This window comes from Christensenella intestinihominis (assembly GCF_001678845.1).
Lineage (GTDB): Bacteria > Bacillota > Clostridia > Christensenellales > Christensenellaceae > Christensenella > Christensenella intestinihominis.
Genome location: NZ_MAIQ01000006.1, coordinates 59,261 through 79,595 on the forward strand (window position 1 = coordinate 59,261; position 20,335 = coordinate 79,595).

Annotated in this window: 20 protein-coding genes; 12 read left to right on the forward strand and 8 right to left on the reverse strand. The window is 53.0% G+C overall.

The features are described from left to right. Nucleotides 1-109 precede the first annotated feature (109 nt). From feoB to BBD38_RS09200, 3 genes are all read right to left on the reverse strand, one after another. Nucleotides 110-2,254: a ferrous iron transport protein B gene (feoB, locus tag BBD38_RS09190; protein WP_066687233.1), complete on the reverse strand. Its 2,145-nt coding sequence runs from the start codon at nucleotides 2,252-2,254 to the stop codon at nucleotides 110-112. An 87-nt stretch (nucleotides 2,255-2,341) separates the two neighbouring features. Continuing rightward, nucleotides 2,342-2,584, reverse strand: coding sequence for a FeoA family protein (locus BBD38_RS09195; protein WP_066687235.1), 243 nt, complete (start codon nucleotides 2,582-2,584; stop codon nucleotides 2,342-2,344). An 83-nt stretch (nucleotides 2,585-2,667) separates the two neighbouring features. Next, nucleotides 2,668-2,886 (reverse strand): FeoA family protein, encoded by a 219-nt coding sequence (locus tag BBD38_RS09200; RefSeq protein ID WP_066687237.1) that lies wholly within the window; start codon nucleotides 2,884-2,886, stop codon nucleotides 2,668-2,670. A gap of 441 nt (nucleotides 2,887-3,327) precedes the next feature. On the opposite strand from BBD38_RS09200, the gene BBD38_RS09210 reads away from it, so the two are divergent. The 4 genes from BBD38_RS09210 to BBD38_RS09225 all read left to right on the forward strand — a co-directional run bounded on the left by BBD38_RS09210 (nucleotide 3,328) and on the right by BBD38_RS09225 (nucleotide 8,010). Next, nucleotides 3,328-3,951: an HdeD family acid-resistance protein gene (locus BBD38_RS09210; RefSeq protein ID WP_066687241.1), complete on the forward strand. Its 624-nt coding sequence runs from the start codon at nucleotides 3,328-3,330 to the stop codon at nucleotides 3,949-3,951. A 174-nt stretch (nucleotides 3,952-4,125) separates the two neighbouring features. Continuing rightward, nucleotides 4,126-4,395, forward strand: coding sequence for a hypothetical protein (locus BBD38_RS09215; RefSeq protein WP_147568133.1), 270 nt, complete (start codon nucleotides 4,126-4,128; stop codon nucleotides 4,393-4,395). A gap of 22 nt (nucleotides 4,396-4,417) precedes the next feature. Then, nucleotides 4,418-6,148, forward strand: a complete 1,731-nt coding sequence (locus BBD38_RS09220) for an ABC transporter ATP-binding protein (protein WP_066687245.1) — start codon at nucleotides 4,418-4,420, stop codon at nucleotides 6,146-6,148. Next, nucleotides 6,145-8,010 carry an ABC transporter ATP-binding protein gene (locus BBD38_RS09225; RefSeq protein ID WP_066687247.1) on the forward strand — a complete coding sequence of 622 codons (1,866 nt, stop codon included), beginning with the start codon at nucleotides 6,145-6,147 and terminating at the stop codon, nucleotides 8,008-8,010. Before BBD38_RS09220 ends, BBD38_RS09225 begins: the two co-directional genes overlap by 4 nt. 141 nt (nucleotides 8,011-8,151) lie before the next feature. On the opposite strand, the gene ligD is transcribed toward BBD38_RS09225, so the two are convergent. From ligD to BBD38_RS09245, 4 genes are all read right to left on the reverse strand, one after another. Further along, on the reverse strand, nucleotides 8,152-9,633 hold the full coding sequence (ligD, locus tag BBD38_RS09230) for a non-homologous end-joining DNA ligase (RefSeq protein WP_066687249.1): 1,482 nt from the start codon (nucleotides 9,631-9,633) through the stop codon (nucleotides 8,152-8,154). Between the two features lie 52 nt (nucleotides 9,634-9,685). After that, nucleotides 9,686-10,633: an ATP-dependent DNA ligase gene (locus tag BBD38_RS09235; RefSeq protein WP_066687251.1), complete on the reverse strand. Its 948-nt coding sequence runs from the start codon at nucleotides 10,631-10,633 to the stop codon at nucleotides 9,686-9,688. Next, nucleotides 10,633-11,424 (reverse strand): non-homologous end joining protein Ku, encoded by a 792-nt coding sequence (gene ku, locus BBD38_RS09240; RefSeq protein WP_066687253.1) that lies wholly within the window; start codon nucleotides 11,422-11,424, stop codon nucleotides 10,633-10,635. Before ku ends, BBD38_RS09235 begins: the two co-directional genes overlap by 1 nt. Before the next feature lie 190 nt (nucleotides 11,425-11,614). After that, on the reverse strand, nucleotides 11,615-12,838 hold the full coding sequence (locus BBD38_RS09245) for an argininosuccinate synthase (RefSeq protein ID WP_066687255.1): 1,224 nt from the start codon (nucleotides 12,836-12,838) through the stop codon (nucleotides 11,615-11,617). A 197-nt stretch (nucleotides 12,839-13,035) separates the two neighbouring features. On the opposite strand from BBD38_RS09245, the gene ruvC reads away from it, so the two are divergent. From ruvC to BBD38_RS09280, 7 genes are read left to right on the forward strand one after another with little or no spacing between them, the layout of a single operon-like run. Then, a complete protein-coding gene (gene ruvC, locus BBD38_RS09250; protein WP_066687262.1) occupies nucleotides 13,036-13,539 on the forward strand; it encodes a crossover junction endodeoxyribonuclease RuvC in 504 nt (167 codons plus the stop codon). A 36-nt stretch (nucleotides 13,540-13,575) separates the two neighbouring features. Continuing rightward, nucleotides 13,576-14,163, forward strand: a complete 588-nt coding sequence (gene ruvA / locus BBD38_RS09255; protein WP_066687265.1) for a Holliday junction branch migration protein RuvA — start codon at nucleotides 13,576-13,578, stop codon at nucleotides 14,161-14,163. 26 nt (nucleotides 14,164-14,189) lie between these two features. Then, nucleotides 14,190-14,687, forward strand: a complete 498-nt coding sequence (locus BBD38_RS09260) for a hypothetical protein (protein WP_066687267.1) — start codon at nucleotides 14,190-14,192, stop codon at nucleotides 14,685-14,687. Between the two features lie 40 nt (nucleotides 14,688-14,727). Next, a complete protein-coding gene (ruvB, locus tag BBD38_RS09265) occupies nucleotides 14,728-15,765 on the forward strand; it encodes a Holliday junction branch migration DNA helicase RuvB (protein WP_066687269.1) in 1,038 nt (345 codons plus the stop codon). Between the two features lie 14 nt (nucleotides 15,766-15,779). Next, a complete protein-coding gene (gene queA, locus BBD38_RS09270) occupies nucleotides 15,780-16,799 on the forward strand; it encodes a tRNA preQ1(34) S-adenosylmethionine ribosyltransferase-isomerase QueA (protein ID WP_066687272.1) in 1,020 nt (339 codons plus the stop codon). Between the two features lie 10 nt (nucleotides 16,800-16,809). Then, nucleotides 16,810-17,613, forward strand: a complete 804-nt coding sequence (locus BBD38_RS09275; RefSeq protein WP_066687276.1) for a flavodoxin domain-containing protein — start codon at nucleotides 16,810-16,812, stop codon at nucleotides 17,611-17,613. A 15-nt stretch (nucleotides 17,614-17,628) separates the two neighbouring features. Then, nucleotides 17,629-18,105: a hypothetical protein gene (locus tag BBD38_RS09280; protein ID WP_066687285.1), complete on the forward strand. Its 477-nt coding sequence runs from the start codon at nucleotides 17,629-17,631 to the stop codon at nucleotides 18,103-18,105. Between the two features lie 56 nt (nucleotides 18,106-18,161). Here the strand turns inward: BBD38_RS09280 and BBD38_RS09285 are convergent, their stop codons facing one another. Further along, nucleotides 18,162-19,178: a YeiH family protein gene (locus tag BBD38_RS09285; protein WP_066687288.1), complete on the reverse strand. Its 1,017-nt coding sequence runs from the start codon at nucleotides 19,176-19,178 to the stop codon at nucleotides 18,162-18,164. 128 nt (nucleotides 19,179-19,306) lie between these two features. Here BBD38_RS09285 and BBD38_RS09290 point away from each other — a divergent pair, with 128 nt between their 5' ends. Continuing rightward, nucleotides 19,307-20,200 (forward strand): LysR family transcriptional regulator, encoded by an 894-nt coding sequence (locus tag BBD38_RS09290; protein WP_066687292.1) that lies wholly within the window; start codon nucleotides 19,307-19,309, stop codon nucleotides 20,198-20,200. Nucleotides 20,201-20,335: the final 135 nt, after the last annotated feature.

The window sequence follows — 20,335 nt, forward strand, 5'->3', positions numbered from 1 at the left end:
GCCGAAAAGGAAAAACAAAAATCCGGCGGGTTTTATCCTGCCGGATTTTGTTTTGGCTGGGCCGGAAGGACCGGCCCAGCGTTTAGGAGAATCTGTTCGGACCGGCTATTTATGAATTGGCCTCCACAGCGGATAGGGACGCCTTCCTTTTGGACGGATCGTAGCCCTTGCGCGCCATCAGCCATACGATGAGCGCGATGAGCGCGATCGCTATGACGGCGCCGACGCCGAACGGCTGCCCGAGGACAAACACACTGCCAAGCTGGAAGATGATGAACGCAACCACATAAGCGAGGAGCGTCTGGTAGCCGATTGCCGCCCATGTCCATTTCGCGCTGTTCATTTCACGCTTGATTGCACCGATTGCCGCGAAGCAGGGAGCGCACAGCAGGTTGAATGCCATGAAGGAAAATGCGCTGACCACCGTGAATGTGCCGGCTACGCTGGCAAGCAACGCCGCGCTTTCCTCGGTCGCCTCTGCGATTCCGTGCAGGACGCCCATCGTTGCGACGACATTTTCCTTGGCCACAAGGCCGGTGATCGTCGCGACGGAGGACTGCCAGTCGCCAAAACCAAGCGGTGCAAAAACCGGGGCGATGGCGTTTCCGATTCCCGCCAGCATGCTTTCATTGATATCCACCATTTCAAACGACGTGTTGAAGTTGCTCAGCAGCCAGATCACGACGGTGGAAGCAAAAATGATGGTACCGGCCTTGATGATGAAGGATTTCCCGCGTTCCCACATGTGGATCAGCACGCCCTTGGCGCCCGGTACGCGATATTGGGGAAGCTCCATCACAAAGGGAGCCGGCTCGCCCGCAAACGGCTTGGTTTTTTTCAGGATAATGCCCGAAATAATTACCATGCCGATCCCGAGGAAGTACGCGCACGGCGCGAGCCACCAGGAATTTTCCGGGAACATTGCGCCCGCGATCAGGGCGATGATGGGAAGCTTCGCCCCGCACGGGACAAACGTCGTTGTCATGATTGTCATGCGCCGGTCGGACTCGTTTTCAATGGTACGGCTTGCCATGATGCCGGGAACGCCGCAGCCGGAAGCGACCAGCATCGGGATGAAGGATTTGCCGGACAGCCCGAATTTACGGAAGATACGGTCCATGATGAAAGCAACGCGCGCCATATAGCCGCAGTCTTCCAGCAGCGCGAGCAGCACGAACAGGATAAGCATCTGGGGCACAAAGCCGATGATTGCGCCCACGCCGCCGATGATACCGTCGACCACGAGGCTCTGGGCCCAGTCCGCCGCGCCGATTGCCGCAAGGCCGTCCGAAGCCCAGCCGGAAATGTATTCGCCGAAGAGGACGTCGTTCGTCCAGTCGGTTACAATGGTGCCCAGCCAGCTGACGGAAATGAAGTATACGAGGAACATTACGCCGATAAAGATCGGGATAGCCGCGACGCGGTTGGTTACCACACGGTCGATCCGGTCGGAAATCGTCATTTGTTCTTCCCGCTTTTTTACGCATTCGCGCATCAGGCCATGGATGAAAAGGTAACGCTCATTGGTGATGATACTTTCGCTGTCGTCGTCATATTGGTTTTCGCACAGCTTGATGATTTCGTTGATTTTGTCCCTGGTGTCGGCCTTGAACTTGAACTGCGCTTCCACTTTTTCGTCCCGCTCGAACAGCTTGATTGCGTACCAGCGGAGGCTCTTTTGGTCGACGACGCCGGAAAGAATTCCCTCGATGTCCGTAAGCGAAGACTCTACGTCTGCCGCGAATTTATGTACAATGGGCTGCAGCGCCGCCGTCTTTGCAGACGCGGTCGCCGTTTCAATCAGCTTTGAAAGCCCCGAGCCCTTGAGCGCCGAGGTTTCGACGATGGGGCAGCCGAGTTTTTCGCTCAGCTTTTTAATATCGATTTTATCACCGCGTTTTTTGATTACATCCATCATGTTGAGCGCGATGACAACCGGGATGCCCGTTTCAAGAAGCTGGGTCGTGAGGTACAGGTTGCGTTCAATGTTTGTTGCGTCTACGATGTCGATAATAACGTCAGGATGTTCTGCGAGTAAATAATTCCGTGCAACAACCTCTTCCAGCGTGTAGGGGGACAGGGAATAGATACCCGGTAGGTCTGTTACGATGATATCCCTGTGGTCTTTTAGTTTTCCTTCTTTTTTTTCAACCGTTACGCCCGGCCAGTTGCCGACGTACTGCGACGCACCTGTGAGGTTATTGAACATGGTGGTTTTACCGCAGTTGGGGTTGCCTGCCAGTGCAAATTTCATTTGCTTCCTCCTCTCAAAAGTTAGCAATTGCTAACAACCGTTCCGAAAAAATGCAGGGGAAAATCCCTGCGATGCTCCTGAGCCGTATCAGCCGACCTCGATCATGTCGGCATCCGCTTTGCGGATCGAAAGCTCGTAGCCCCGTACAGTGACTTCTACCGGATCGCCAAGGGGCGCTACCTTGCGTACATAGACCCGGGTTCCTTTGGTAAGGCCCATATCCATGATCCTGCGCTTGATTGCACCCGAGCCGGTCAGTTTCATTATGGTTACCGTCTCGCCGCACTGGGCAGTGCGAAGGGTTTTTGTTCCGGACGTTTCCTGCTTCATACCGTTCCTCCTTTCCGGTCCGCGCCAGATGGCGCAAAAATACAATACTTCCAAACGCAAAAGCGTTTTCAGGCAAACAGGGATTACGCGTCCGCAACCATAATGCGGTTTGCCATCGTTTTGCTGATCGCGATGCGCGTATCTTTTACGTTTACGATCATGTTTCCGCCCATTTCAGATACAACGGTCACATGTTCGCCCTCCACGAAACCAAGACTTCCAAGAAAATGGCGTACATCGTCTTTTCCCTTGATTTTGCAGATAAAAGCCTTCTTTCCAGCAGTTGCAAATGTAAGCGGCATGATAATAAATACTCCTTTTCAATTAGCTAAGGCTAATAGTTTGGTAAAACACATTGGTTAGCTTTTACTAACCCGTTTCCACATGCAAGTTTACCATTGCTAACTAAAGAAGTCAAGATATAAACCGTAAAAAATTGAAAATCTAAACAGTCCGGGAAAATTGCAATTCGCCGGGAAAACGAATGGCAGGGGAAAAATTAATTGGTTTTACCAGTGATGCGGAAACACGATATCCGGTATCCGGAATTCCGCGCCGCAGGTTTATACCGATGGAGAAAATGAAAATTGTGGCACGACAGGCCTTGTTTTTGGCATGAAAAATTTTCATTGGAACTGCCGCAGGGGTTGCCGCTGTGCGGAGAAAAAGGGTATACTGGAAATGGAATAATTATGAACGCATCAAGCGAAAATAATTAAATGAACAGGAGGAATCATAAAACTATGGAGAATGAGAACAACCGGAATGAACAGAGGACTACGCGGCGGTCGGGCATGAACGGTATGGCCCGTAAAATGACGGGCGGCAATAAAACGGCCGGGATCGTTATTGCCATCTGCATGGTGGCGGTGGGCATCCTGATTTTCTGCGCGCCGCTTATTATGGGGCTGGGGATTGCCTATCTGGTGACGATTGGATTTGCCGCTTACGGGATTTTTGAGATTATCGCATACGTACGCACTCCCGCCGATTACCGCAACGGGTGGACGGTTGCCAACGGAATTATTTTTACGCTCCTCGGCATTATGATCCTTGCGGAAGCGCTGGGCGGACAGTACGGAAAGATCAATATGATTTCCACCTTTTCGTTTATTATCGGGTTCTTTGCCCTGTTCGGCGGGATCACGCAGGTTTCGTCGTACGGCGCGTTTAAAAAAGCGGGCGAACCGGGCGCCGGATGGATACTTGCGAGCGGTATTATCAACCTGGTGCTGGGCATCCTGATTATCTGCGCGCCCATTGCGGGCTGGTTTACCATGGAATGGATATTCGCGATTTACCTGATTGCGGGCGGCGTGGCCCTGTTTGCGGAAGCCTGCTCCGGCAAGCTCGCACATAAAAAATAACGCGGATGAAGCGTTGCGGCACACCCGGTAAGGCTCCGGTTAAAAAACGGCGCTGGACGGCGGCGTCCGGAGGAGCGGGCCTATTGCCGTTTGGCGCCGGAAAGATATCCGTGAAATCCGACAGCAAGAAAATTGAATGACGAAGCATAAACGAGGATGCTGAAAAAGGATAACATGATGCAGACAAAAGGAATGAAAATCTGGTCCGGACTGAATGTTGCGCTCGGCGCGCTTTCGTTTACCGTGCTTTTGGACGGGGGTTGGTTCTGGATCGGGTTCGCCTGCGCGGTCATCGCGCTTATCCTTGGCAGCAAGGGGAGAAAAAGCCCATATAAGGGAAAACAAATCTGCTCGGTCACCGGTATTGTGCTGGCGGTCGCGGCGGCGGTTTGTTATTTTGTACTTATGCTCTCGCTCGGGTATTCAATGCCGGATATATTATGAAAAATAAATAAGGGGGGACGGTATGTTAAAGCTGTACAGGGGATTGAAACCATATGGAAAGCAGCTCCTGCTCATGGTCCTGCTGCTTTTTGTGCAGGCGTTTTCCATGCTGATGCTGCCATCGATGATGTCGCTTATTATCGACCGGGGGGTCGTTCAGGGCGATATGAATTATATTGTTACGGCCGGGGTTATCATGATCTGCATTACGCTTGCGGGATCGGCATCCGCAATCGGCGTGGGATATTTTGCTTCCAAGGTGGCGGTGGGGTTCTGCACGGACACGCGCAAAAAGCTGTTCCGCCATATCGGCCGGTTTACGCTGGAGGAGTTTGACAGGGTGGGGACGTCGTCCCTGACGACGCGTTCCACAAACGATATTTTGCAGGTGCAGAATTTTACCATTATGCTCTTCCGTGTGATTATTCTGGCTCCGATCATGTGCATTGGCGGTATTGCGCTTGCATTCCAAAAGAATTCGACGCTTGCGATGGTGCTGGTCGTTTGTATGCCGGTTATCGTGGTGTTCCTTGTGCTTGTGCTCCGCAGTGCGTTTCCGCTTTTCCGGTCGATGCAGTCGAAGCTTGACAAGGTGAATCTTGTGATACGCGAAAACATTACCGGGGTACGCGTTGTGCGCGCTTTCACGGCGGAGCAGAGGGAAGAAAAGAGGTTTGAAGCGGCCAATGAGGATATGACGCAGACCTCTACCAAATCACAGGTAAAGGTATCTACGCTGATGCCCCTTTTGATGCTGATTATCAATCTTGGAACGGTGGCCGTAGTATGGTTCGGCGGGCAGCAGATTTCCATGGGCGTCATCCAGGTAGGCGATATGATGGCGCTGATCCAGTACCTGATGCTGATTATGTATGCGCTGGTGATGATGTCGCTGATTTTCGCGCTGATGCCGCGCGCAAGCGTATGCGCGGAGCGTATTATGGAGGTGCTTGAAATAGAGCCCGTCATTACCGATGCAAAGGATGCTAAAATCCCGGAAAAAAAGACCGGGACCGTGGAATTTCGCGATGTGACGCTTACGTATGGAAATTCGGACACCCCGGCGGTCTCCGGGATCAGCTTTACCGCGATGCCGGGGCAGACGACCGCGCTTATCGGCGCGACGGGCAGCGGAAAATCATCCGTGATTTGTATGATCCCGCGGCTGCGCGACCCCGCACAGGGCACGGTTTTGGTGGACGGCGTGGATGTGCGGGAATACGATCTTGCCGCGCTCCGCAGGCGGATTGCCTATGTGCCGCAAAAATCCAACCTGTTCGCGGGAACCATCCGTTCCAACATCGCCTTTTCCAACGAAAATTTGAGCGACGAGAAGATGAAGCGCGCCGCGCGTATCGCGCAGGCGGACGACTTTATTTCCAAGAAAGAACTGGGATATGACGACCCTGTCGCGGAGGGGGGAACCAATGTATCGGGCGGACAGCGCCAGCGTCTTGCGATTGCGCGCGCCATGGCGACGGACGCGAACATTTTTGTGTTTGACGACAGCTTTTCGGCGCTGGATTTTAAAACCGACGCGGCGGTGCGTCAGGCGATCCGGGAAAACACGCAGGATGCGACCGTTATTATCGTGGCCCAGCGGGTCGGCACGATCATGAATGCGGATAAAATACTGGTGATGGACGAGGGAAAAATAATCGGGGAGGGAACGCACGAAGAGCTGCTCCGGACCTGTGATATTTACGCGCAGATTGCCAGAACGCAGTTAGCCGGGGGAGGTGGGGAGGAATGAGCAGGAAATCACCGAAAAAGGATTCGGCCGCGAAACGGCTGGTCGGCTACTTCAAACCTTACGGGAAAAAAGTGGTTTTCCTCCTGATTTGCGCAATCGTGGGGGTTGTGTTCCTGATTACCGGCCCGCGCGTCCTTGGAACGGCGACGAACGTAATTACCATGCGCGCGCAATATAACCAGACGGGCGAATTGAGCCTCGACGTCAACAATCCCGAACTGGCGGGCATCGAGAAAATCCGCGAGAACGTCGACGCGGAGGGAAACTATGTCGGCCCGCCCCTCAAAGCGGGAGAGATGCCCGTCTTAAAGATGGTGCTGATGCTCCTTGTCGCCATTTACGGGCTTTCCGCGTTTTTTACGTATTTGCAGCAGAAAATTACGGCGCAGGTCGCGCAGCGAGCGATGTTTGACCTGCGGGAAAACGTCGACCGGAAGATTCAAAGGCTTCCGCTGAATTATTACGATACGCACACGCACGGGGACGTATTATCCCGCACGACAACGGATATTGAAACGATATCAACCTCGCTCCAGCAGATCATGACGCAGCTTTTGACGGCGGTCTTTACAATTATCGGCATTGTCGTCATGATGTTTACCCTGAACTGGCAGATGGCGCTGATTGCGCTTGTGGTGCTCCCGGCTGCGCTGTTTGTGTGCTCGCGCATCGCAAAAAAATCCCAGAAGTTTTTCCAGGGACAGCAGCAGGGCCTCGGGGCCGTGAACAGCTATGTGGAGGAGCATTACGCGGGGCACGACGTATTGAAATTATACGGCGCGGAGGACCGCGCGCAGCATGAGTTTGACGAAATGAACGATACGCTCAACGAAAATGCCCGCCGCGCGCAATTCGCGTCCTCGATTATGATGCCCGCCACCAACCTTGTCGGGAACCTCGGATATGTGGGGATTTGTATCCTGGGCGGCTTCCTGACGGCGGGCGGATCGCTGACCATTGGCGCGATCCAGGCGTTCCTGCAATATATGCAGCAGTTTACGCAGCCCATTATCCAGACCTCCAACATTGTCAACATGATGCAAAGCACCCTTGCCGCGGCGGAACGCGTGTTTGAATTTTTGGACGAGCCGGAGATACCGGCGGAGAAAGAGGACGCCGTCCACATCGGCAAAACGGAGGGACACATTACCTTTGAGCATGTAAAATTCGGGTATTCGCCCGACCGTATTTTGATTACGGACATGAACGCGGAAATCAGGCATGGGCAAAAGGTGGGGATATGCGGCCCGACCGGCGCCGGGAAAACGACGCTGATTAACCTGCTGATGCGGTTTTACGACTTAAGCGGCGGGGCGATTAAAATTGACGGGGTGGACACCACCGATATGACGCGCCAGAACGTGCGCAGCCTGTTTGGGATGGTGCTGCAGGACACGTGGCTTTATTCCGCCAGCATCCGCGACAATATCCGTTATGGACGGCCGGAGGCGACGGACGAAGAGGTGGAGGATGCGTGCAAAATGGCGAACGCCGATTATTTCATCCGCACGCTGCCCGAGGGATACGACACCATGATTGACGAAAGCGCGGGAAACCTGTCTTCCGGGCAGAAGCAGCTGCTTACAATCGCGCGTGCGTTCTGCGCCAACCCGCAGATACTGATCCTCGACGAGGCGACGAGCTCTGTGGATACGCGCACGGAAAAGCTGATGACGGACGCGATGAAAAAGCTGACGGCGGGGCGGACCAATTTCCAGATTGCCCACAGGCTGTCCACCATATTCGACGCGGATTTAATCCTCGTGCTAAAGGACGGCGACCTGGTGGAGCAAGGGACGCACGGCGAGCTGATGGAACTGGGCGGCGTTTATGCCGCGCTTTACAACAGCCAGTTCTCGTAAACCTCAAAAGAAGGAAAAAGCCGGTATCCCGCGGATACCGGCTTTTTAGCTGCAGCGAACCATTGGCCGCGTCCCGGCCAGGAAAAACAAACGGGCAGGAACCGGCCGCCCGTTTGCGGGTGTTAAGGCAAAAGCCTCCCGCTATTTCAGCTGCTGGTCGTTTTCAAAGAACCCTTCCCATGGGTCGTCCTGGCGCGACCTCGAAACCGCGTCCGCCATTTTAATATCCCTGGGCGCAATTTTATCCAGCTCTTTCCACGGGATCGGCATGGATACGGGCGCGCCGTCCCTGGCCCTTAAAGAGTATGGCGCGACGCTTGTGGCGCCCCTGCCGTTCCTGATCCAGTCTATAAAAATCCTGCCCTTTCGCTGTTCCTTCCTGACATTGCTCGTGTAGCGGTCAGGCCACATCGCTTCCATTGTTTTCGCGATGTTTCTGGCGAAATCGTGGAAGGCGTCCCAATCTGCTTTGGGCTTAAGGGGAATTACGATATGATAGCCTTTTCCGCCGCTTGTTTTCAAGTAAGATACCAGGGAAAGCTGGTCCAGCATGCCCTTTAAATCCCTTACGCCCTGCCTGATCCTTGCCAGGTCCATTCCTTCATCCGGGTCCAGGTCAAACACCATTATATCCGGTTTCTCCAGGGATTCCACACGGCTTCCCCAGGTATGGAATTCCAGCGTATTCATCTGCACCTCTGTCATCAGCCCGTAAGCGTCCGGCACATAAAAATAATCCTCCGTTTTGCTGTCTTTATTGGTCACGGGAACGGCCATGACCCCCGCGCCTTTTTCAGGATGCTTTTTATAAAAGCATGCGCTTTCTATCCCGCCGGGGCAGCGGACCGTGCTTATGATCCTGTTCTCGATGTAAGGCAGCATCCTCGCGGATATCTCCATATAGTATTTTGCCACGTCTCCTTTGGTAATGCCGGTTTCCTGATACAGCGCCTTATCCGGGCTTGTTATTTTCACATCCGCCGCGTTTCGCCCGGTTACCGGTTTGGTTTTTTTCACGGCATCAGCCATATCCCTTTTATTCATGTCGATTGCCTTGTTTCCTCTTTCTATTTCAGCCATCGTCCGCCCGGTTTTTACGCTGGAATTAAACCGCGTTATATCATATGCGTTTTCGTATTGATCTTTTTCCTTTATGAGCAGCCAGTTGTTTCCTTTTTCTCCCTGCCTGGGTTTCATGCGTACCAGCGCCCATTTGCCTTCCAGCCTGCTTCCTTCCAGCGTAAATTTAAGCGACCCTTGTTCCAGCCCTTCATCCACGCCGACCAGGGGAGTCCAATAGCCTTCGTCCCAGACCATTACAACGCCTCCGCCGTATTCGCCCTTTGGTATCGTTCCTTCAAAGCTGCGGTAATCGAGCGGATGATCTTCCACCTGGACCGCCAGCCGCTTATCGTGGCTGTCGTAGGACGGCCCCTTCGGCACCGCCCAGCTTTTCAGCACGCCGTTCCATTCCAGCCGGAAATCATAATGGTCCCGGCTTGCTATGTGATGCTGCACGACAAACCGGAGCCGCCCCGCATGCTTCTTTGATACGGTTCCGTGCGGCTCGCCTGTTTTGTCAAATTTCCGTTTGCGGTTATATTCGCCCAGTTTTTTATCCATATACGTTTCACACCTCTGCAATTACGATGAATGTTAACCCCCAATCCATGGTTCACCGTTTTATGTATACCGCTTCCTTGGGAGCCTTGTCCAACCTGAGTCCTTTATATAAAGGATGCCGCAATCCTCCGCCCGCCGTCCGGTTCAGGAACGAGACAATGCACACCAGGCTTGGCTCTATCCAAACGGCATTTTCGTTTCCCGGGGGCAGCTTTTGGCCAAAAGGCTGCGCATCCGTCTTTTCCTGCGCCTTAATCTTTTTAAAGTCCTCGCGGGCGGCGGCCAGCGCCGCATGCCCCGCATAGAAAAGCGTGCCGTATTCATCATATTGGCCAAGGACAATGCTCGCAATGTGTTCTGATTTCTGCAGATATCCGCACACAACAAAATCATCTTCCAGCAGGTTTTTGATTTTGATCCAGTCAGATGTGCGCTTGCCGGGGTAGTAGATGCTGCGCCTGGATTTAGCCACGATTCCTTCCAGTCCTTCCTTGCGCACCAGTTCAAAGAACGGTACTCCCTGACCTTCGACATATCTTGACACCGATATACGGTTGTTTTCCCTGACGATATCTTCAAGCAGCCGTTTCCTCTCGTACAGGGGCCTTTCGGTCAGAAGGGTTCCTTCCGAATAAAGGATATCGAACGCAACGAAGGTGGCGGGCCTTGTTTTGGAGGCCATATCTATACTCGCTTTATTTGACATCAGCCACCGCCGGTTTATTTCATCAAAATCCAGCCTGCCATCCACCGTAACGACCAGTTCGCCGTCCAGTATGCATTTTTTAGCCGCCTGCTTGTGTATGTCGGCCAGTTCCGGCATTTTGGGAAGCACCTTGCTGCCCCGCCTGTTGATAAGCACAGTGCCCGCGTCGTCAAGATAAGCGAGGCAGCGTTCGCCGTCCAGCTTCAGCTCGAAATAATAGCTGTCGTCGTCAAATGGCGGGCCTTCTTTTCCGATCAGCATGGGTTTCAGGCTTTTATCATCAAAGGCGTCCATTATTTCCCTGCCGCTTTCCGGCCCTGCTTTTTATTTCCGCCCTTATCCAGGCTGGCCTTGAGCGCGTCCATAAGGTCGATAATGTTGCTTCCCGTTTCCTGTTTCGGCGCGACAATTTCCTGTCCCTCGATCTTTTTTTCGATCATACTGCGCAGCCTTTCCTGGTATTCGTCTTTGTACTGCTCCGGTTTGAATTCGCCGTCCATGGCGTCGATCAATTGCTTCGCCATACTCAATTCTTCTTTGCCCGGTTTGCTTTTTGGCAATTCCTTCGGAATTTCCTTTACTTCGTCAAAATAGTATAGGGTTTCCATAAGAATGCCGTCTTTTTGGGGGATCAGCACCAAAAGCGTTTCGTTATTGCCAAGCACCGTTTTGCCTACCGCCACTTTCTTTTCTTCGTACATCGCCTGCCTGAGGAGCTCGAATGCTTTCTCGCCGCCTTTTTCCGGCAGGATATAATACGATTTGTTATAGTAAATCGGGTCTATATCGTCAAGGCCGGTGAAAAGCATGATCTGGATAGACCTGTCCCTGTCTGTTTTTATTTTTTCAAAGTCGTCGTCCGTTATGACGACATACTTATCTTTCTCGTATTGGAAGCCCTTCACAATATCTTCGTTTTTCAGCTCCTTCTTGCACGAGGGACAGGTCTTTTTATATTGAATCCGCTCGTTGAGGCCTTTGACGAGCTGGTTGAAATGGAGGTCGTTGTCCTGCGTAGCGGCGTACAGTTCAGCGGGGATATGCACCAGCCCAAAGGTAATAGCGCTTCGTTGTGTTCTTGCCATAGTGTTCACTCCTTATATTAGTAGTACATATATAAACAATTTTGAATTGGCAAACAGCATCAATATTAAAACTTGCCATTAAAAACACCAGGGCCGTAATATGGGGGCCGCCAAAACAAGAGGCCGCCGTCCGTATATAAAAATATCCCCCGGCTAAGCCGGGGGATATATCATTGTGTCATTATGAAAATCAGATTTCCTTATCTTTGAGCGCGAGGGCGCGAACCTTGAGCGGCAGGCCGAACAGGTTGATGAAGCCCTCCGCATCCTTGTGGTCATAAACCTCGTCCTCGCCAAAGGTGGCAAACTCTTCGCTGTACAGGGAGTAGGGGGACTTGAGGCCCACGTGCGTGCAGTTGCCCTTATAAAGCTTCATGCGCACCGTGCCCGTAACCGTCTTCTGCGTTTCGGTTACAAACGCCGCCAGCGCCTCGCGCAGCGGGCAGAACCATTTTCCGTCATAGACGAGCTCCGCGTATTTTGCGGCCACGCCTTCCTTGTAGTGCATGGTGTCTTTATCGAGCGTCAGCATTTCAAGCCCTGCATGCGCCGTATAGAGGATACGTCCGCCGGGATTTTCATATACGCCGCGGCTTTTCATGCCCACGAGACGGTTTTCCACGAGGTCGTCGATGCCTACGCCGTTTTCCGCGCCAAGCTCGTTCAGCTTGGTGACGAGCTCGACCGGGCCGTATTTTTTACCGTCGATGGAAACCGGGATACCCTGTTCAAATTCGATGGTGAAGTAGCACGGCTTGTCCGGCGCTTCCTCGGGCGTTTTGCAGATCATATACAGGTCGTCCTTCGGTTCGTTCCACGGGTCCTCGAGGTCGGAGCCCTCATGCGACAGGTGCCAGATATTCGCATCCATACTGTAATTGTGTTCTTTATCCACCGGGACGGGAATGTTGCGCGCCGCGGCGTATTCAATTTCCTCTTCGCGGGACTTAATATCCCAGATACGCCAGGGGGCGATGATGTCAAGCTCCGGGGCGAGCGCCTTTACGGTGAGCTCGAACCGCACCTGGTCGTTGCCCTTGCCGGTCGCGCCGTGGCAGATGGCGTCCGCGCCCACTTCCTTTGCGATTTCCACAAGGCGTTTCGCAATCACCGGGCGCGCAAAGGAGGTCCCAAGCAGGTATTTGCCCTCGTACACCGCGCCCGCCTGCATTGTCGGGTATACGTAATCGGTAATGAATTCCTCCGTAAGGTCTTCGATATACGCATCGGAAGCCCCGGTATGGATGGCTTTTTCATACAGGCCGTCGAGCTCCTTGCCCTGGCCGACGTTGCCGCATACCGCGACCACATCTTTTACGCCGTAGGTTTCCTTGAGCCACGGGATGATGATGGAGGTGTCGAGACCGCCGGAATACGCAAGCACTACCTTGTTATACTGTTTCTTTGCATTCATGTTAAAACTCCTTTTTCGCACGCCAGGGTGCGTTACATTCATTTGATGTTTATAATTATACATAAAAATGAATAATTATGCAATAGGGAATTTATAAAAAATGCAAATTTTTTATTTCGTGCGCAAAATTGCGAAAAAAGAGGGAATCATGTATACTATATTTGATTCGGAATGTTCGGCAAAAAGGAAAGGCGAAAATGATTGTACTTGGTATCGACCCCGGCCTTGCGACGGTGGGCTATGGCGTGGTAAGCTGTGACGAGAAGGTGAGGCTGGAATTGATTGATTACGGCACCATCCTTACGGAAGCGGGGGAGCAGTTTCCCATCCGTTTAAAGCAAATCAACCACGGAATTACCCAGCTGATCGATATGTATAAGCCGGATTCGATTGCGTTTGAAGAATTGTTTTTCAATAAAAACGTGACGACGGCGATCAATGTTGCGCAGGCCCGCGGGGCGGCGCTGGTGGCCGCGTCTGAACGGACGGACCAGCTTTACGAATATACGCCGCTGCAAATCAAGCAGGCGGTGGTGGGGTATGGCCGCGCGGACAAAAACCAGGTGCAGATGATGGTGAAAACGATTCTTTCCTTAAAGGAAATTCCACGGCCGGACGACGCGGCGGATGCGGTGGCGGTGGCGATCTGTCATGCGCACAGCGCGCACACGGCGGGAATACTCAATACAAAAATAAAGTAGGACGCGCGCACGGCGGGCTTGAAGGAGTAAACATTTATGTATGCATATATAGAGGGGGAAGTCGCGGTTAAGGCGGCAACCTATGCGGTGATTGACGTGGGCGGCGTGGGCTACCAGATTTTTACGGACACGTTTTCGCTGAACGCCATCAAAACGGGCGAAAAGGCAAAGCTGTATACATATCTTAAGGTTGCCGAAGACGCCATGACCCTTTACGGGTTTGCCACGCAGGAGCAAAAAACGATGTTTGAGAAGCTTCTCACGATCAGCGGGGTCGGCCCCAAGGCGGCCGCGTCCGTGCTTTCCGTGATGCGCGTGAACGACATTGCCGCGGCTGTGATTTCAAACGACGACAAGGCCTTTACAAATGTGCCGGGAATCGGCAAAAAAACAGCGCAGCGGCTCGTGTTGGAGCTGAAGGAAAAGGTTGATTTCGAGGACGCTGTGGGCACCGGGGCGGATATGACGGAGTTTGCGCAGGATGCGGCGGCGGAAGCGGCCGCGGCGCTTGCGGGGCTTGGATATAACAGGCAGGAGGCCGTCGCCGCGGTTGCGGCGGTGCGCAGCCTTGGGGATACGGCGGAGGAGCTTGTGTCCCTCGCGCTGAAACGAATGGGAAAATAGACCGGAAGTGGAAGGAGCATGGAACAATGAAAAAGATTTTAATTGTGATGATGGCGGCATTGCTGGTTATGGCGCTCGCCGCGTGTGCCGTGCAGCCCGCGGCGGGAGAATCCGCGCAGATCGCGAACCCGTGGACAGCGGCCGCTGATGCGGAGGAAGTAAAGGAAAAAACAGGCCTTACGATGAGCGCGCTGCCCGAAGGGGCGGCGGACGTTTCTTATTCCGTTATGGAGAGTGAAAAGATTGCGCAGGCGGCGTTTACATGGAACGGGGACGAGTATACCTTCCGTATGGCCCCTGACGGCGCGACAGAAGATTTGTCCGGCATGTATGTCGAATTTAAGACGGACGAGGATATGCTGTTCGGCGATTACCCGTACGAAATCAAATATAATGAAGGCGCGGAAGGCCTTGCGGAATGGGACGATGAACTGACAAAGACAGAATATTCCGTTACGATGCAGACAGGTGCGACCAAGGAAAAGCTGGCCGCGGTGTCTGAAGCGCTGATCCCGGCGGGCTGAGATCGGTAATTTATAATTGGAAAAAGGAGCGCCATAGGGTATGGAAGAAGAATCCCGTATTGTTTCGGGAATGAAAATGAAAGAAGATGTGACTGCGGACGTAACGCTGCGCCCGCAATCCCTTGGTGAATATATCGGGCAGGATAAAGTCAAGGAGAAGATGGCGATCTTTATCGAAGCCGCAAAAAAGCGGGGGGAAGCGCTCGATCATGTGCTTTTATACGGCCCGCCCGGCCTTGGGAAAACGACGCTGGCCCATATTATTGCCCAGGAATTGAACGTCAACATCCGGATTACATCCGGCCCGGCGATTGAGCGCCCGGGAGACCTTGCGGCGCTGCTTACGAACCTTTCCGATAAGGACGTGCTGTTTATCGACGAAATCCACCGGTTGAATTCGAGCGTGGAAGAGGTTCTTTATCCGGCGATGGAGGATTACGCGCTGGATATTATCCTTGGGAAGGGCCCGTCTGCGCGGTCGATGCGCATTGACCTGCCCCGCTTTACGCTGGTGGGGGCGACGACGCGCGCGGGCATGCTGACCTCGCCGCTTCGGGACAGGTTCGGGGTTATTAACCGCCTGCAGATGTATGACGCGGACCAGCTCAAGACAATTGTAAAGCGTTCCGCAAAGATTTTGGAAATTGAGGTGGACGAAGAAGGAGCGGCGGAAATTGCCCGGCGATCCAGAGGCACCCCGCGTATTGCAAACCGGCTTTTACGCCGCGTGCGTGATTTTGCCGACGTACGGGCGGAAGGCGTGATTACACGGGACGCGGCGGATAAAGGCCTGCAGCTTCTCGAAGTGGACGAGCTCGGGCTCGATAATTCCGACCGCCTGATCCTCGATGCGATTATTATGAAGTTTGGAGGCGGACCGGTTGGGCTCGATACGCTTGCGGCCACAACGGGCGAGGAAGCGGGCACGATCGAGGACGTGATTGAACCCTTCCTGCTGCAGCTTGGTTTTATCCAACGTACGCCGCGCGGACGCTGCGCGACGGAAAACGCATACAGGCATATGGGGATTCCCCTGCCGCAGAACACCGATAACAAGGGACAGACAAGGCTTTTTTAACTTGAGTGGGGATTATGAAGACATCTGATTTTGATTATAATTTACCTGAAGATTTGATTGCACAGACTCCGATCGAGCCGCGAGACCATTCGCGGCTTCTTGTATATGACCGGGAAACAAAAACAATCGAACACCGGCATTTTTACGATGTGACAGATTACCTGAAAAAAGGGGATGTGCTCGTTTTAAATGAAACGAGGGTTCTGCCCGCCCGCCTGTATGGAAAAAAACGGGGAACCGGGACGGATTTTGAATTTTTGCTTCTAAAGCGCCTCGAGCTTGACGTATGGGAAGTGATTATGCGCCCGGGCAAAAAGCTGAAGCCGGGCGGTTGGGTGGATTTTGGAGACGACCTTTGCGCGGAGCTCCTGCGCAAAAAAGAGGACGGCGTATGCGAGGTGCGTTTCCAATATGACGGCGTGTTCGAGGAACTTCTGGATCAATATGGCAACATGCCGCTCCCGCCTTACATCACGAAGCGCCTGGAACGCAAGGAACGCTACCAGACGGTTTACGCAAAAGAGGACGGCAGTGCCGCCGCGCCTACGGCGGGCCTGCATTTTACGCCCGAGCTGCTTGGGAAGATTGAAGGAATGGGCGTTACAATCGTAAAAATATTGCTGCATGTGGGGCTTGGAACCTTTCGGCCGATGAAGGAAGAGACGGTGGAAGAGCACGTGATGCATTCCGAATACTACAGCGTGAGCCCTGAGGCGGCGGCAACCATCAATGCCGCCAAACGGGAAGGGAGGCGCGTGGTTGCCGTGGGGACGACCTCGGTCCGCACCCTTGAGAGCGCGGCGGAAAACGGCCTTGTGCGGGCAGGAAGCGCGGATACGGATATCTTTATTTATCCGGGCTACGAATATCAGGTTGTGGATGCGCTGATTACCAATTTCCATTTGCCGAAATCCACGCTTATAATGCTTGTAAGCGCGCTTATGGGCAGAGAGGAAACGCTTGCCGTCTATCGGGAGGCAGTGGAGGAACGTTACCGTTTTTTCAGCTTCGGCGATGCAATGCTGATTTTGTGAGGGAATCGCGATGAACGTATGGGCCGTTTATTTCAGCGCAACGGGCACGACCAAAAGAATTGTCACCGCAATTGCGCAAACGCTTTGCAGGCGCGCGGGAGTGCCTTGCCGCGAGTTTGATTTTACGCTGCCTGCCGCGCGGAACGGCTGGCCGGAATTCGCGCCGGGCGACCTTGTGGTATTCGGCGTTCCCGTTTATGCGGGGCGTGTTCCCAACGTGCTGCTGAAATATCTCGGCACCGCTATGGGCAACGGCGCGTTTGCCGTTCCCGTCGTTTTGTATGGGAACCGGAATTTTGACGACGCCCTGATTGAGCTGCGGGACATTCTTGCGGACCATGGCTTTTTGCCGTTTGCCGCCGCTGCCTTTGTGGGAGAACACGCTTTCTCGTATGAGCTGGCGAAGGGCAGGCCGGATGAAAGAGATTTACGCCGTGCCGAAGAATTCGCGGAGAGGATTTTTAAAAGCCGAACCGGAAAATGCGCAACAGTGGACGTCCCGGGAACGCCCCGGCCTTATCGCGGGTATTATATGCCGCACGACGGGGCGGGGAACCCGATCGATATCCGTAAGATAAAGCCGCTTACTTCCGAACGCTGCGATGCGTGCGGGGAATGCGTAGGCGTATGCCCGGTGGGCGGCATCTCCCGCGAAAATGTGCGGGAGTGCACGGGAATCTGCATTAAATGCGGCGCGTGCGTAAAGGGGTGCCACAGGCACGCGAAATATTTTGAGGATGAGGGTTATCTGTGTCATTTGCGCCAGCTTGAAAGGGAATTCGGGGAGCGGCGGGAACCGGAGCTGTTTTTATAGAACGGGGGAAAGATTATGTTTGGGCATTTGGGATTTTCATATGTGGGACTCATTTTTCTGCTTTTGCTGTTTATTCCCAACATATTATGGAGCAGGAAACCGCCCGAAGATTATGACAACAGCTTTGAACATGGCGTCCTGCTGCTGCTGGAACGCATCGGACAGGTTGGATGCACCCTTTCCGCGCTGATGTTCAGCGATTTCAATTTTGCGCCCTTTTCCCCGTGGACACTATGGCTGGTTTTTGCTTTTGCGGCGATGGCGCTTTACGAATTATGCTGGGTGCGGTATTTTAGGGGCAGGCGGCGGTCGCGGAATATGTACCGCAGCTTTTACGGAATTCCCGTCCCCCTGGCGACGCTGCCCGTGGCGGCCTTCCTGCTGCTGGGGATTTACGGGAAGCTACTCTGGATGGTTTTATTTTCCATTATACTCGGCGTGGGGCACATTGGAATCCATTTGCAGCATGCGGAAGTGTGCGGATTGAGATAATCAAATAAAAAAACAGGATATGCGCGCTGCATATCCTGCTTTTTTATTCCGGGGATTTACCAGATTCCGAGAAGATGCTGCATGCCGAGGCTTACCGCGGCAATGCCGATCCAGCAGACGAGCCCCATGAAAATGGGTTTGCCGCCTGTTTTAATAAGCTTTACAATATGGGTGTTGAGGCCAATGGCCGCCATTGCCATGATGATGAAAAACTTACTGAGTTCCTTGAGCGGCCCGGTGACGAAGGCCGGCAGGTTGAACACCGTCGTGACAACCGAGGCAAGCACAAAAAACAGGACAAACCAGGGAAATATTTTTTTGAAGCTGAATGCGGCGCCGCTTGCCGCGTCCAGCTTTTTTTCCTTGCGCGTGCGAACGAAAGCGAGAACCAGCGTGATTGGAATGATGGCGAGCGTACGCGTAAGTTTCACAATCGTCGCCTGGTCGAGCGTATTACTTCCGTGAATCCCATCCCATGCGGCGGCCGCCGCGGTTACGGAGGAGGTGTCGTTGATTGCCGTACCCGCGAAGAGGCCGAAGCCTTCGTTTGAAAGCCCGAGCGCGCCCCCAAGCGTGGGGAAAATGAGCGCCGCAATGACATTGAAAAGGAAAATGACAGAAATGGACTGGGCAATTTCCTCGTCACCCGCGCCGATAACGGGGGCGGTGGCCGCGATGGCGGACCCCCCGCAAATGGACGAGCCTACGCCGATCAATGTGGAAATGCGCGAGGGCATCTTCATGGCCCGGTACAGGATAAATGCAAGAATAAGCGACGTGGCGATCGTGGAAACGATGATTGGCAGGGACTGCGCGCCCAGCCTGAGGATTTCCGCCAAATTCATGCCGAAGCCGAGCAGCACCACCGCCCATTGCAGGATTTTTTTGGAAGTAAAATTGATTCCCGGCTGGAAGGAATCCTTCCTTTTAATCAAGAGTGCCAGCACCATACCGATCAGGATCGCGAACACCGGCCCGCCCACCACGGGCAGGAGCTTGCCGAGGAAAAATGCGGGGAAGGCGATTACAAGGCACAAAATAATCCCCCTCCAGTTCGTTTTCAAAAATTTCATACCATTACCTACCTTTAAAACAAATAATAAATACATATACTATTATACCGGTTTTATTAATAATTTAAAATTATATATATTTATATAACAATAAATATATGTTATGATATAAAAAAGGAGGAATAATGATGCTGGATTTCAGGATGGACACGTTTCTTACGGTATGTGAAACCATGAACCTTACGCGGGCCGCGGAAGCGCTCAGTATTACCCAACCGGCCGTATCGCAGCATATCCGCTTCCTGGAAGAATACTATGGGGCGCGGCTGCTTGCGTACCAAGGAAAAAAAATGGAACTCACGGAAGCGGGGCGGCTTTTGAAAAACGCGGGACTTACGATGAAGCATGACGTGATGTCCCTGAAAAAGGAAATGGGCGGAATCCATGGAAAAGAGAAGCTTCGTTTCGGGGTGACGCTGACGGTAGGGGAATTCATAATTCCTGGAGCGGCCGCACGTTACCTGGCCAATCATCCGGGCGTATCCCTCCATATGGATGTATCGAATACGAAAGAGCTTTTGGAAAAACTCAACCGTGGCGAAATAGATTTTGCTCTCGTGGAGGGAAATTTTGCGAAAAATGAGTATGAGCATCTTGTATATGCGACGGAACCGTATATTGCAGTGTGCGGGGCAGGTTATATATTTGAAAAGAAGGTGCGCAAGATAGAGGATTTGACCGGGGAGCGTATTATTGTCCGGGAGGCCGGATCGGGTACGCGGGAAATACTGGAACGGTATCTCGAGGGCCGCAACCTTATGCTGGAGGATTTCAGGAATTTTGTTGAAGTCGGCAACATTGACGCAATCAAATCGCTCGTGCGGACAAACTGTGGAATTACCTTTCTGTATGAAGCGGCGGTCCGCAGGGAGCTGCGCGAAGGCTCGCTCAGGGAAATCCCTCTGGAAGGATTTTCCATCACGCATGACCTTACCTTTATTTGGCGGAAGGGAAGCGTGTTTTCAGAAAACTACCGGGAAATATTCATGGAACTGCAGGAAGCGCAGCCCGCTGCGGACTGAAAAAGGGAAACACGGCTGTCTGACGATCTAAAAGGGAAGAAATAACAAGATTTGCGGTTGACTTCAATCTTTATTTCCGCTATTATAAAAATAAATGAAACGTTCAAAAAAATAATTAAGGTATTAAAACAGCGA